Origin of the sequence: Streptomyces glaucescens (genome assembly GCF_000761215.1) — a bacterium.
Classification (GTDB): domain Bacteria; phylum Actinomycetota; class Actinomycetes; order Streptomycetales; family Streptomycetaceae; genus Streptomyces; species Streptomyces glaucescens_B.
Map to the genome: position 1 here is coordinate 4,492,848 of NZ_CP009438.1, position 12,935 is coordinate 4,505,782.

General features: G+C 72.8%; 10 protein-coding genes and 1 riboswitch. Of the genes, 5 read left to right on the top strand and 5 right to left on the bottom strand.

Annotated elements, in window-relative coordinates; genetic code table 11:
• Positions 1–2: 2 nt before the first annotated feature.
• On the top strand, positions 3–1,574 hold the full coding sequence (locus SGLAU_RS19480; protein WP_043503204.1) for an NADH-quinone oxidoreductase subunit M: 1,572 nt from the start codon (positions 3–5) through the stop codon (positions 1,572–1,574).
• Positions 1,571–3,229: an NADH-quinone oxidoreductase subunit NuoN gene (gene nuoN / locus SGLAU_RS19485; protein WP_043503205.1), complete on the top strand. Its 1,659-nt coding sequence runs from the start codon at positions 1,571–1,573 to the stop codon at positions 3,227–3,229. The genes SGLAU_RS19480 and nuoN overlap by 4 nt, the downstream gene beginning before the upstream one ends.
• Before the next feature lie 70 nt (positions 3,230–3,299).
• On the opposite strand, the gene SGLAU_RS19490 is transcribed toward nuoN, so the two are convergent.
• Positions 3,300–3,902, bottom strand: a complete 603-nt coding sequence (locus tag SGLAU_RS19490) for a Uma2 family endonuclease (protein WP_043506817.1) — start codon at positions 3,900–3,902, stop codon at positions 3,300–3,302.
• 199 nt (positions 3,903–4,101) lie between these two features.
• Between SGLAU_RS19490 and recQ the strand changes: the two genes are divergently transcribed.
• Complete coding sequence (recQ, locus tag SGLAU_RS19495) at positions 4,102–6,135, top strand: DNA helicase RecQ (protein WP_043503206.1); 2,034 nt, start codon at positions 4,102–4,104, stop codon at positions 6,133–6,135.
• A gap of 154 nt (positions 6,136–6,289) precedes the next feature.
• Here the strand turns inward: recQ and SGLAU_RS19500 are convergent, their stop codons facing one another.
• Positions 6,290–7,228, bottom strand: coding sequence for a M56 family metallopeptidase (locus tag SGLAU_RS19500; RefSeq protein WP_043503208.1), 939 nt, complete (start codon positions 7,226–7,228; stop codon positions 6,290–6,292).
• Positions 7,229–7,499: 271 nt separating this feature from the next.
• Positions 7,500–8,711, bottom strand: a complete 1,212-nt coding sequence (fahA, locus tag SGLAU_RS19505) for a fumarylacetoacetase (RefSeq protein WP_043503209.1) — start codon at positions 8,709–8,711, stop codon at positions 7,500–7,502.
• Between the two features lie 316 nt (positions 8,712–9,027).
• On the opposite strand from fahA, the gene SGLAU_RS19510 reads away from it, so the two are divergent.
• On the top strand, positions 9,028–9,906 hold the full coding sequence (locus SGLAU_RS19510; RefSeq protein ID WP_043503211.1) for an HAD family hydrolase: 879 nt from the start codon (positions 9,028–9,030) through the stop codon (positions 9,904–9,906).
• On the opposite strand, the gene SGLAU_RS19515 is transcribed toward SGLAU_RS19510, so the two are convergent.
• Positions 9,870–10,367, bottom strand: coding sequence for a transglycosylase SLT domain-containing protein (locus tag SGLAU_RS19515; RefSeq protein ID WP_043503214.1), 498 nt, complete (start codon positions 10,365–10,367; stop codon positions 9,870–9,872). The genes SGLAU_RS19510 and SGLAU_RS19515 overlap by 37 nt on opposite strands.
• A gap of 3 nt (positions 10,368–10,370) precedes the next feature.
• Positions 10,371–10,542, bottom strand: a riboswitch (cyclic di-AMP (ydaO/yuaA leader).
• A 358-nt stretch (positions 10,543–10,900) separates the two neighbouring features.
• Positions 10,901–11,578, bottom strand: a complete 678-nt coding sequence (locus SGLAU_RS36955) for a CocE/NonD family hydrolase (RefSeq protein ID WP_412556239.1) — start codon at positions 11,576–11,578, stop codon at positions 10,901–10,903.
• Between the two features lie 277 nt (positions 11,579–11,855).
• On the opposite strand from SGLAU_RS36955, the gene SGLAU_RS19520 reads away from it, so the two are divergent.
• Positions 11,856–12,866, top strand: coding sequence for a polyprenyl synthetase family protein (locus SGLAU_RS19520; protein ID WP_043503216.1), 1,011 nt, complete (start codon positions 11,856–11,858; stop codon positions 12,864–12,866).
• The last annotated feature ends 69 nt before the right edge of the window (positions 12,867–12,935 follow it).

The following is a 12,935-nucleotide window of genomic DNA, read 5'->3' on the forward strand; positions in this document are numbered from 1 at the left end:
CGATGTCCTTTCCCCTGCTGACAGCGACGGCGGTACTCCCGGCGCTCGGGGCGGTCGCCACGGCCGCCGTCCCGGCCGCGCGGCGCACCGCCGCCAAGTGGCTGGCGCTGCTGGTCTCGCTCGCCACCCTCGCCCTCGCGATCGCCGTCGTGGTCCGCTTCGACCCGGACGGCGACCGCTACCAGCTCACCGAGTCCCACTCCTGGATCGCGGACTTCGGAGTCCGCTACGAACTGGGCGTGGACGGCATCGCGGTGGCGCTGATCGCACTGACCGCCCTGCTGATCCCGTTCGTCATCCTGGCGGGCTGGCACGACGCCGACCCCCTGGAGACCGGCAGCAAGCGGTGGCGGCCCACCCAGGGCTTCTTCGCGCTGATCCTGGCCGTCGAGGCGATGGTGATCCTCTCCTTCGAGGCCACCGACGTCTTCCTCTTCTACATCTTCTTCGAAGCCATGCTGATCCCGATGTACTTCCTCATCGGCGGCTTCGGGGACCGGGCCCACGAGCACGGCGAGAAGGTGGCGGCCACCCAGCGGTCGTACGCGGCGGTGAAGTTCCTGCTCTACAACCTGGCCGGCGGTCTCATCATGCTGGCCGCGGTGATCGGGCTGTACGTGGTCGCCGGGAACTTCTCGCTCACCCAGATCGCCGAGGCCCGTGCGAACGGCACGCTCGACATGGCGACGAACACCGAGCGCTGGCTGTTCCTCGGCTTCTTCTTCGCCTTCGCGGTGAAGGCGCCGCTGTGGCCGCTGCACACCTGGCTGCCCAACGCCATGCAGGAGTCGACCGCCCCGGTCGCCGTCCTCATCACCGCGGTCGTCGACAAGGTCGGCACCTTCGCCATGCTCCGCTTCTGCCTCCAGCTCTTCCCGGAGGCCAGCACGTGGGCGACGCCCGCGATCCTCGTCCTCGCCCTGATCAGCATCATCTACGGGGCGCTGCTCGCGGTCGGCCAGCGCGACATCAAACGGCTGGTGGCCTACGCGTCGATCTCGCACTTCGGCTTCATCATCATGGGCATCTTCGCGATGACCAGCCAGGGCCAGTCCGGCGCCACCCTCTACATGGTCAACCACGGGATCTCGACGGCCGCGCTGATGCTGGTGGCCGGCTTCCTGATCTCCCGGCGCGGCTCGCGGCTCATCGCCGACTACGGCGGTGTGCAGAAGGTCGCCCCGGTGCTCGCCGGCACCTTCCTGATCGGCGGCCTCGCGACGCTGTCGCTGCCCGGACTCGCCCCGTTCGTCAGCGAGTTCCTGGTCCTGGTCGGCACCTTCGCGCGCTATCCGGTGATCGGCGTCATCGCCACCTTCGGCATCGTGCTCGCCGCGCTGTACACCCTCGTCCTCTACCAGCGGACGATGACGGGCCCGGTGAAGCAGGAGGTCTCCGCGATGCCCGATCTCCGGGTGCGTGAGCTGGTGGTCGTCGCCCCGCTGATCGCGCTGCTGATCGTGCTGGGCGTCTACCCGAAGCCGGTCACGGACATCGTCAACCCGGCGGTCGAGCAGACCATGTCGGACGTTCAGAAGAAGGACCCCCAGCCCGAGGTGGAGGCGGCCAAGTGAGCGCATCAGCCGTCCACAGCCTGTGGACAACGGCGGCCACGGCGGCCGATCCGATCTCGAAGATCGACGCACCGAAGATCGAGTACGGGCAGCTCGCGCCCACGCTGATCATCGTCGGCGCCGCGATCGCCGGCGTGCTCGTCGAGGCGTTCGTGCCGCGCAGGTCCCGCTACTACGCGCAGATGTTCGTCGCCGTCGTCGGTCTCGCCGCCGCCTTCGCCGCGGTCGTCGCGCTCGCCGCCGACGGATACGGCACCACCAAGGCGCGGATCGCGGCGATGGGCGCGATCGCGGTCGACGGTCCGGCCCTCTTCCTCCAGGGCACCATTCTGCTGGCCGCACTGGTCAGCCTGTTCACCTTCGCCGAGCGGCGCCTGGACCCGGCGGCGCACGGCAACCGGGTCGACTCCTTCGCCGCGCAGGCCGCCTCGGTGCCCGGCAGCGACAGCGAGAAGGCCGCGGTGAAGGCCGGGTTCACCACCACCGAGGTGTTCCCGCTGCTGCTGTTCGCGGTCAGCGGCATGCTGCTCTTCCCGGCGGCCAACGACCTGCTGACGCTGTTCGTGGCCCTGGAGGTCTTCTCCCTCCCGCTGTACCTGCTGTGCGCGCTGGCCCGCCGCAAGCGGCTGATGTCGCAGGAGGCCGCGGTGAAGTACTTCCTGCTCGGCGCGTTCGCCTCCGCCTTCACCCTGTTCGGCATCGCCCTGCTGTACGGCTACGCGGGCTCCATGTCGTACGGCACGATCGCGCGGGTCGTCGACGGCACCGTCACCGACGTCACCCCGGCCCTCGCGAACACCATGGGCAACGACGCGCTGCTGCTCACCGGCGCCGCGCTGATCGTGATGGGCCTGCTGTTCAAGGTGGGTGCCGTGCCGTTCCACATGTGGACCCCGGACGTGTACCAGGGCGCCCCGACCCCGGTGACCGGCTTCATGGCGGCGGCGACCAAGGTGGCCGCGTTCGGCGCGCTGCTGCGCATCCTCTACGTCGTCCTGCCCGGCCTCCGCTGGGACTGGCGGCCGGTGATGTGGGGCGTGGCGATCGTCACCATGCTGGGCGGCGCGATCGTCGCGATCACCCAGACCGACATCAAGCGGCTGCTGGCGTACTCGTCGATCGCGCACGCCGGGTTCATCCTCGCGGGTGTCATCGCCACCACCCCGGACGGCGTCTCCTCCGTCCTGTTCTACCTGGCCGCGTACTCGTTCGTGACGATCGGCGCGTTCGCGGTCGTCACCCTGGTGAGGGACGCGGGCGGCGAGGCCACCCACCTGTCCGAGTGGGCCGGGCTGGGACGCAGGTCCCCGCTGGTCGCGGCCGTCTTCGCGGTGTTCCTGCTGGCCTTCGCGGGCATCCCGCTCACCTCCGGGTTCGCGGGCAAGTTCGCCGTGTTCAAGGCGGCGGCGGAGGGTGGCGCGGCCCCGCTGGTGGTGGTCGGTGTGATCTCCTCGGCGATCGCGGCGTTCTTCTACATCCGGGTGATCGTGCTGATGTTCTTCAGCGAACCCCGGCCCGAGGGCCCGACGGTCGCCGTGCCGTCCCCGCTGACCATCACGGCGATCACGGCGGGCGTGGCGGTGACGCTGGTGCTCGGTGTGGCGCCGCAGTACTTCCTGGACCTGGCGGGGCAGGCGGGGGTCTTCGTGCGCTGACCCGGCCTGCCGCGACGACGGCTGCCCGGCACCTCCGTCAGGGAGTGCCGGGCAGCGGCGTGCGCGGGTCCTACTGGACCTTGTCCCGCCGGACCTTGATCCGGGTGAGGTCCAGGTCCGCGGGGAACGGAACGTCGACCTTCAGCCGCTCGCGGAAGATCCCGGTGCTGGTGTAGGCGCCCGTGGTGGGCTCCAGCTCGAAGACGTGCACCGCGGCGCGCCCCTGCTCGCCCTCGACCCGCCAGTAGTGGGGAATGCCGGCCCGGGCGTACTTCAGCGGCTTGGTCTCACGGTCGCGGGAGACGGAGTCCTCGGAGACGACCTCGATGGCCAGGACCACGGCGTCCGCCGGGAACCGCGTCTGACCGGGGTCCTCCACCACTTCCTCGCGTACGACGACCACGTCCGGCTCGGGGCGGTTCTGACGGTCGAGGTCGATGGTGAACTCGCGGATGACTTCGAACTCCGCCGGCGCCAGCGATTGCAGCTGCCATTCGAAGAAGCTCACCGCGCGTGAGTGGAACAGGGTGCGCGGACTCACGAAGACAAGGCTCCCGTCGATCAGTTCCGTGTGCGGAGGCAGATTCGGGAGGCGGTCCAGGTCGTCGGCGGTCCAGCCGCCTTCCGGCGGGGTCGGCCAGCTGGGCGTGGACGCCTTCGGTGCGACGCTCATCAGTGCTCCCATGGGACGGAGTCTCGCCGGTGCGTTCAGACTATCCGCCGGGAACGAGCGGGTCTCCCGCGAACGTGTGAGCGACGGATCGTGTCCTTGACGGGCCGCGGGCGGGGCCTGTGGACAACTCCGGGGGCTGTCGGTGCGGACCCCTATCGTGGAGGCAGTGGTCGAGGGACGACGTACGGGGGGCACGACGATGGGCGGGACGGGCGGGATCGCCGAGATGGCAGTGACACAGACCGAGGCGCTGGCCACGCTGCACAAGGTCTTCGGGTACGAGGCCTTCCGCGGCGAGCAGGAAGCCGTCATCGAGCACGTGGTGGCCGGCGGGGACGCCGTGGTGCTCATGCCGACCGGTGGCGGCAAGTCGCTCTGCTACCAGATCCCGGCCCTGGTCAGACCGGGTACGGGAGTGGTCGTCTCCCCGCTGATCGCGTTGATGCAGGACCAGGTGGACGCGCTGCGGGCGCTCGGCGTGCGGGCCGGTTTCATCAACTCCACGCAGGACTTCGACGAGCGGCGGGTCGTCGAGGCGGAGTTCCTGGCCGGCGAGCTGGACCTGCTCTACCTGGCGCCGGAGCGGCTGCGGGTGGAGGCCACGCTGGACCTGCTCTCGCGCGGCAGGATCTCCGTCTTCGCGATCGACGAGGCCCACTGCGTCTCCCAGTGGGGCCACGACTTCCGCCCCGACTACCTGGCCCTGTCCCTGCTCGGCGAGCGCTGGCCGGACGTCCCGCGGATCGCCCTCACCGCGACGGCCACCCGCGCCACGCACCAGGAGATCACCCAGCGGCTGAACATGCCGGCCGCCCGGCACTTCGTGGCGAGCTTCGACCGGCCCAACATCCAGTACCGGATCGTGCCCAAGGCCGACCCGAAGAAGCAGCTGCTGAGCTTCCTGCGCGAGGAGCACGCGGGCGACGCGGGCATCGTCTACTGCCTGTCGCGCAACTCGGTCGACAAGACGGCGGAGTTCCTCTCCCGCAACGGCATCGAGGCGGTGCCGTACCACGCGGGCCTGGACGCGGGCACCCGCGCCGCCCACCAGTCCCGCTTCCTGCGCGAGGAGGGCCTGGTGGTCGTCGCGACCATCGCCTTCGGCATGGGCATCGACAAGCCGGACGTCCGGTTCGTCGCCCACCTGGACCTGCCCAAGTCGGTGGAGGGGTACTACCAGGAGACCGGCCGCGCGGGCCGCGACGGACTGCCGTCCACGGCCTGGATGGCGTACGGGCTCAACGACGTGATCCAGCAGCGCAAGCTGATCCAGTCCGGCGAGGGGGACGAGGCCTTCCGGCGGCGCGCCCAGGCCCACCTCGACGCCATGCTCGCGCTCTGCGAGACCGCCGAGTGCCGGCGCGGGCAGCTGCTCGCCTACTTCGGCCAGGAACCGCACCCCGGCGGCTGCGGCAACTGCGACACCTGCCTGACCCCGCCCGAGACCTGGGACGGCACGGTCGCCGCGCAGAAGGTGCTGTCGACGGTGGTGCGGCTGCAGCGGGAGCGCGGGCAGAAGTTCGGCGCGGTGCAGATCGTCGACATCCTGCTGGGCAGGCGCACCGGCAAGGTGATCCAGTTCGACCACGACCGGCTGTCCGTGTTCGGCATCGGCGAGGAGCTGACCGAGGCGGAATGGCGGGGCGTCATCCGGCAGTTGCTCGCGCAGGGCCTCCTCGCCGTCGAGGGGGAGTACGGCACTCTGGTGCTGACCGAGGCCAGCGGGACGGTGCTGCGGCGGGAGCGGCAGGTGCCGCTGCGCAAGGAGCCGGAGAAGCCGGTGACCGCGAAGTCGCCGGCGTCCCCCGGGCGCGGCGAGCGCAGGCCGAAGGCCGCGGCCGCCGCCGAGCTGCCCGCGGAGCTGGTGCCGGCCTTCGAGGCGCTGCGCGCCTGGCGGGCCGAGCAGGCCCGGGAGCAGGGCGTGCCGGCGTATGTGATCTTCCACGACGCGACCCTGCGCGAGATCGCCACCGTGTGGCCGACCTCGGTGCGTGAGCTGGGCGGGATCAGCGGCGTCGGCGAGAAGAAGCTGGCGACGTACGGGGAGGGCGTCCTCGCGGTCCTCTCCGAGCTGGACGCCCCGACGGCCGGGGCCCAGGCCCCGGCCCCGGTCGCGGCGCAGCCCCGGGCTTCCGCCCCCGCCGGCCCGGCCCCGGCGCCCGGCACCGGGACCGACGACCCCTTCGGCCCGCACGACTGGTCCGGCGAGGAGCCGGAGCCCGACTGGGCTTGAGAGGCGTCCCGCCGATCATGCGGGCGCCCGGCGCCCGGCGCTCCGCGCCCGGCACCGCGCCGCCCCACGCCGTCGTCCCCCGGACGTCGGCGGCGGCCCCGCGCGGGCGCGGGACCGCGGGTGCCGGCGCGGACCGGCGCGGGAGTGCGGGGACTCAGCTCAGTGCCGTCAGCCCGGGCGCGAAGGTGATCAGCAGCGGCAGCAGCGGGACCAGCGCCGCCACCGTCGTCGTCAGGGCCCGGTGGCGGCGGCCCAGCCGGGGCGGCGGCTCCAGCAGCCGGTCGACGCGCTCGCCGAGCAGCCGGTGGCTGGAGGAGCAGGACAGCACCCCCCGGTGCTGGTTCAGCTCGATCAGGGCGAGCGCGGTGGTGAGGTGACCGCAGCGCCGGGATGCCGTGTCGTCGGCGGCCAGCTCGACCAGCCGGTGGGTCTGCTCACAGAAGTGGGCGAACAACGGGACACGGGGAAAGCCGGTGGCCAGTGCGGTCGACAGGTGCAGCAGCCAGTCGTGGCGGGCCCGGGCGTGACCGCGCTCATGGGTGAGGACCGCGTCGAGCTGGTGGTCGGTGAGCCGGTGCAGGGCGCCGGTCGTGACGACGAGCTGCGCCGGGTGGCCCGGCAGCCACCAGGCGTCCGGGTACTCGTCCTCCAGGACCAGCAGCGGCCCCCGCCCGGCCGGCAGCCCGGCGGGCAGGTCGGGGGCGCGCTCGCGCAGGTGGGCGCGGGCCTGGCCGCGCCGCCGGCGGGCCTCGGCCAGTTCCCGGGCGAGCATCGCGGTGGTCCAGGCGGCCCCACAGGCCAGCAGCAGGGTGAGCGCGGCGGCCCAGGGCGGCGCGGCGGACAGGTCGTAGGCGGCGGTGACGGCGGGCGGGGCCGGTGCGAACACCTGGTCGCGGACGGTCTGGAAGACGGCCGCCGCACCGAGTGTCAGCGCGGTCAGGCAGCACAGCAGGACGGTGGCCACCAGGCACTGCCACACCCACAGCGCCACCACCGGCTCGCGTTCGGGCCAGGCGGCGCGGGTCAGCGCGCGGGGGACCGGCACGGCGGCCGTCAGGGCGAGGACGCTCAGCAGGAGCAGGCAGACGGTCATGCCAGGGGCTCCGGATCTGGAGTGAGGGTCGGCTTCGGGCGGTGCGGGTGCGGCGGCGCGGGCGCACGCCGTCCGCGTCCCGCGCCGGCGTCGCGCACTGCGCCCGCCGCCAGTATGACGGCGGGCGGGGCCCGGAGTCAGTGCCCGGACCGACGCGTTACCGGAAGCCGACCCTCCAGACCAACCGGCCCGCCGGGTACGGCGGTTCGGGCGGGCAGCCGTAGCCGCAGCCGTCCGGGCCGGGTCGGACGACCGGGGCCGGTCGGGCCGGTCAGGCCGGAACGATCGTCCCCGTGACCTCGCCCAGCCCCACCCTGGCCCCGCCCGGACCCGGTGCCCAGGCCGTCAGGGTGACCGTGTCGCCGTCCTCCAGGAAGGTGCGCTTGCCGTCGGGCAGGTCGAGCGGGTCGCGGCCGTTCCAGGTCAGCTCCAGCAGGGAGCCGCGCTGGCCGGGCTCGGGCCCGCTGACCGTGCCGGAGCCGTACAGGTCGCCGGTGCGCAGGGAGGCGCCGTTGACGGTCATGTGGGCGAGCTGCTGGGCCGCGGTCCAGTACATGGTGGAGAAGGGCGGCTCGGAGACCACGTGGCCGTTGACGGCGACGGAGATGCGCAGGTCGTAGCCGCCGGGCTCCTCGTCGGCGTCGTCCAGGTAGGGCAGCAGCGGGTGGGTGCGCTCCGGCGGCGCCACCCGGGCGTCCTCCAGGGCGTCCAGCGGGGTGATCCAGGCGGACACGGAGGTGGCGAAGGACTTGCCGAGGAAGGGGCCGAGCGGCACGTACTCCCAGGCCTGGACGTCTCGCGCCGACCAGTCGTTGAGCAGGCACAGCCCGAAGACGTGCTCCCGGAAGTCGCCCAGCGCCACCGGGTGGCCCATCCGCGAGGGGACGCCGACGACGAAGCCGACCTCCGCCTCGATGTCCAGGCGGACGGACGGCCCGAAGACCGGCGCGGGGTCGGCGGGCGCCTTGCGCTGGCCCGCGGGTCGGACGATCTCGGTGCCGGAGACGACGACCGTGCCGGAGCGGCCGTGGTAGCCGATCGGCAGGTGCTTCCAGTTGGGGGTGAGCGAGTCCGGGGCGTCCGGGCGGAACATCCGGCCGACGTTGCGGGCGTGGTTCTCCGACGCGTAGAAGTCGACGTAGTCGGCGACCTCGAAGGGCAGGTGCAGGGTCACCGACGACAGGGGGTGCATCAGCGGGGCCACGGTCTCGCGGTGGGAGGGCACGGTCACCCAGGCGGTGAGCGCGCGCCGGACGTCCGACCAGGCGGTGCGGCCGGCCGCGAGCAGCGGGCCCAGGGTGGGCCTTGCGAGCAGCGAGGCGTACGGGGAACCGAGCGCCACGGCCGCCGCGCCGGCGTCGAGCACGTGGTCGCCGAGCCGGACCCCGACGGTCCGCTGCTCGGAACCGGCGGGCGAGAACACGCCGTACGGAAGGTTGTGCGGACCGAAGGGGTCGCCCTCGGGGACATCGAAGGGGGGCATGGGGTACTGCCTCACTTTCGTACGTGCGGTCCATGCGGTCGCGCCAACGTTACGGCGGTGATCCCGGTTTGGGCAGTGCCCAAAATGCCGTGGATGCCCTCGGATGTCCTGCGCCGCCCGCTGCCGGGCCGGGAACCGGCGAGTCGGCTCGGCCGGGCCGGCCGGCTCGCCGGTGTCCTCCGGGCGATGTCCTCACGGGTGCCGGCGCCGGGGTTCGCCCCGGCCCGTCACGGGGTCCCTCCGAGGGGCGAAATCCGGATGGCGAGAAGGGAGTTGAGGGCGAGCGGAGCGGGCGCGCGATCCGTATTCTCTGATCATGGCCGCTCCCACCGCATATGCCGCGCGCATCCCCGCGTACTCCCTCATCGCCACCGACCTCGACGGCACCCTGCTGCGCGGCGACGACACGGTCTCGGGCCGGTCGCGTGCCGCCCTCGCACGGGTGGCGGCGGCCGGCGCCCGGCACCTGGTGGTGACCGGCCGGCCGGCCCCGCGGGTGCGTGCGCTGCTGGCGGACCTGGGCGGCACGGGGCTGGCGGTGTGCGGGCAGGGGGCGCAGCTGTACGACGTGGGCGCGGACCGGCTGCTGTGGTCGGTGACCCTGGACCGGGAACTGGCGGAGATCGCGCTCGGCAAGATCGAGGCCGAGGTGGGGCAGGTGTACGCGGCGGTCGACCAGGACGGGACCGACGGGCTGACGCTGACCGAGCCGGGCTACCGGATGCCGCACCCCACGCTCCCCGCGGTGCGGGTCGGCCGGCGCCGCGACCTGTGGGGTGAGCCCATCAGCAAGGTGCTGCTGCGTCACCCCGGGCTGGGCGACGACGAGTTGGCGGGCGTGGCCCGCGCGGTGGTGGGCTCGCTCGCGACCGTCACCATGTCGGGGCCGGGGACGGTGGAGCTGCAGCCGTGCGGTGTCACGAAGGCGACCGGTCTGGCGCTGGCCGCCGAGCATCTGGGGCTGGGCCCCGAGGACACCCTCGCCTTCGGGGACATGCCCAATGACATCCCCATGTTCGACTGGGCCGCGCGCGGCGTGGCGATGGCCGACGCGCATCCCGCGCTCAAGGCGGTGGCCGACGAGGTGACCCTGTCGAACGAGGACGACGGCGTCGCCGTCGTCCTCGAACGGCTCTACGGTGAAGCGGAGTGCGTGGCTCAGTACGCGCCGAAGACGTTGTCGATGGAGCCGTAGCGGTCGGCCGCGTAGTTGCACGCGGCGGCGATGTTCGCGACCGGGTCGTACGGGTCGTACACCGTGCCGGGCACGTGGTAGGCGGCGAAGGTGGGGTCGATGACCTGGAGCAGCCCCTTGGAGGGGGTGCCCGCGGCGGCGTTGGAGTCCCACAGGTTGATGGCGCGCGGGTTGCCGGAGGACTCGCGCATGACGTTGCGGTAGATGCCGTCGTAGGTGCCGGGGATGCCGTGCTGGGACATGACCGACAGCGCCTGGCGGATCCAGCCGTCGAGGTTGTCGGGGTACGCCGTCGCGGCGGTGGCCGCGGCCGGGGTGGCCGCGGAGGCGGTGGTCGCGCCGATCAGCGGCAGCGCGAGCACGGCGGCACCGGTGCCGGCGGCGGCGAGGGCGCGGGCGAGGCGGGTGCGGCGGCGGCTCCGGGCCGGGCGGCTGGTGGCGGGCAGGCCGTTGGCAGGCATGTCGAATGTCCTCTCCGGCGCCTGCGAGGTGAGCTGTCGGGTTCGGGCTGGGAGGTGCCCGGCCGTGCGCCTGAGCGCACGGCTTCACCCCGAGCCGGTCCGGGTGCGTGCCCGGACCGGCGGCATACCTGGGTCCCCCGCTCCTGCCGTACGAGTGAGTTCGCGGTTGGGTGGCGCGGGCGGCGGCAGGATTCGGCGTTCCGCCCGACGAGGCGGGAACGTATGCGAGAGCGGGTGTCCGGAACAAGTAGCGGATTCACATATGACGGCCGTTGGCCATGATCACGACGTATGGGATACTTGATCCTTTGCGGTGGGGCGGGCCCAACTGGCAAGAGGAGCCGGGGAGAACGGGCGAGAGCCGGGGTGGGGATGTGACCTGGCCCTCGTGAGTCAACTCACGCGCCGGCACAAGAGCGGCAAAACGGGCAATCGGCTCAAGGTGTGTCAACTTTCCGCCGAACCGCGGCTCGTGGGGTGCGCTTGCCCTGGGGGCGGGGGAGGACGGCCCTCCGTCTCCTGTACACATCACCTCAATAACGGACAGAAGGGGCGGGGTGTCGCGGCTCGGTTCCGAGCGCACCCGCGCGGTCGCGCCCCAGGGCGGTGCGGCCGGACCGACCGGTCGGAGCGGACGCGGACCGAGAGGGGGGTCGTCCTCGCGGACGGTGGAGGTGCCGAGGGCGTCCTCGGCCGGTCCGGCCCGTCCGGCCGTGTACGGCTGCCGCCCTGCCCGGGAGCGGTCTCCACCCGCCGCTCGCCCCCCGGCCGGCCCGGACGCGCGGCGTCGCCGCCCGGGCGGTCATGTCCTCCGTGAGGACGGAACCTCCCCCGTGGTGCCCGTCGTTGTCGTATCGGTCGTCCGCGCGGCAGGGCGCGACGACCGCCTTCAGCGGCTCGGGCGCGAGGGCCGCGGTCCGGAGGGAGTTGCTGCCGCCCCAGAAGATGCCGAACGTGCCGGCCCGCCGTCGCACCAGGGCCGGTCGGTCCGCAGGCCGGTGCACCACCTCGGCCCCGCCGGCCGCCTTCCGCGCGAAGCCTCGTCCACGGGCGGCCCCGGCGCCACGCGCGCGTAGCGGAGAGTCCGGTCCTGCGGCGGGATCCGGACGTCTTCGTGCGGGGCCTCGTGTGGGGGGGGCGTACGGATGCGCGTGCTCGCCGGGCGGACGGCGGGGGCGGAACGGGGCGGCCGGCGGCGGTGGGCATGTCATGCCGCTGAGGGTGACCGGGCCGGTGCGGAACGCGGGAATGCGGGCGGTGGCGGCGGGGAGGAGTACGGGGGCGGTGCGGGTGAGGGCGAAGTCGATGAATATCCCTTCTTATGAGTTGATCAAAAACATACCGGGCGTGATCCGATACCGCCCGTGCTGTAACCGTGGGCGGCATCGGTGATCGAAACGTGACCGGATACGCTGACTTGAGTGAAGGCAGCGACGTATCGACAAACCGCGTAATCACCGGTAGACACCAGCAGACAGGAGACCCCTCGTGACCGTCGTCGGGCCGTTCGGGCTGAGCGTGCGGGACCAGGCTCTGGAAGCCGATGTCCAGGCCGGATTGACGGCTGTCGAGGAAGGGTTGCTCGAAGCCACCAAGAGCGAGGTCCCGTTCATCACGGAGGCCGCACAGCACCTCGTGCGAGCCGGCGGGAAGCGGTTCCGGCCGCTGCTCGTGATGCTCGCCGCCCAGTTCGGCGACCCCTACGCGCCGGGCGTGGTGCCCTCCGCCGTCGTCGTCGAGCTGACCCACCTGGCCACGCTGTACCACGACGACGTCATGGACGAGGCGGCCGTGCGCCGCGGGGTGCCCAGCGCCAACACCCGCTGGGGCAACTCCGTCGCCGTCCTCACCGGCGACTTCCTCTTCGCCCGCGCCTCCCACATCCTCGCCGACCTCGGACCCGAGGCCGTCCGGGTGCAGGCCGAGGCCTTCGAGCGGCTGGTCACCGGGCAGATCCTGGAGACCGCGGGCCCGCAGGACGGCCGCGACCCCGTCGACCACTACCTGGACGTGCTCGGCGGCAAGACCGGCTCCCTGGTGGCCGTCTCCTGCCGGTTCGGCGCGATGATGTCCGGCGCCGACGAGTCCACCGTGCACGTCCTCACCCAGTACGGGGAGCGCCTCGGCGTCGCCTTCCAGCTCGCCGACGACGTGCTCGACATCGCCTCCGACTCGCACGAGTCCGGCAAGACGCCGGGCACCGACCTGCGCGAGGGCATCGCCACCCTGCCCGTGCTGCGGCTGCGCGAGCAGGCGGCGCGCGGCGGGCGCGCCGAGGACCTCGCCCTGTGCGAGCTGCTGGAGTCCGACCTCAGCGACGACGACCGGCACGCCCGGGCACTGGCGGCCCTGCGCGCGCACCCCGCGCTGGAGCAGGCCCGCCGGGACACCGTGCGCTACGCCGAGGAGGCGCGCGCGGCGCTCGCCCCGCTGCCGGAGTGCGACGCCAAGCGGGCCCTCCAGGAACTGTGCGACGCGGTGGTCCACCGCGCGGGCTGAGCCCCCGCCGGCCCCTCCGACGGCCGTCACCCCTACGGGTCGGGGGAGATCACGGCCCGCCGTGTCATA

Bases quoted from the DNA above. Each gene is read 5' to 3' on its own strand.
- SGLAU_RS19510 (WP_043503211.1), top strand. From the start codon at position 9,028: ATGGCCGCTCCCACCGCATATGCCGCGCGCATCCCCGCGTACTCCCTC.
- SGLAU_RS19500 (WP_043503208.1), bottom strand. From the start codon at position 7,228: ATGACCGTCTGCCTGCTCCTGCTGAGCGTCCTCGCCCTGACGGCCGCC.
- fahA (WP_043503209.1), bottom strand. From the start codon at position 8,711: ATGCCCCCCTTCGATGTCCCCGAGGGCGACCCCTTCGGTCCGCACAAC.
- SGLAU_RS19480 (WP_043503204.1), top strand. From the start codon at position 3: ATGTCCTTTCCCCTGCTGACAGCGACGGCGGTACTCCCGGCGCTCGGG.
- SGLAU_RS19490 (WP_043506817.1), bottom strand. From the start codon at position 3,902: ATGAGCGTCGCACCGAAGGCGTCCACGCCCAGCTGGCCGACCCCGCCG.
- recQ (WP_043503206.1), top strand. From the start codon at position 4,102: ATGGGCGGGACGGGCGGGATCGCCGAGATGGCAGTGACACAGACCGAG.
- SGLAU_RS36955 (WP_412556239.1), bottom strand. From the start codon at position 11,578: ATGACATGCCCACCGCCGCCGGCCGCCCCGTTCCGCCCCCGCCGTCCG.
- SGLAU_RS19515 (WP_043503214.1), bottom strand. From the start codon at position 10,367: ATGCCTGCCAACGGCCTGCCCGCCACCAGCCGCCCGGCCCGGAGCCGC.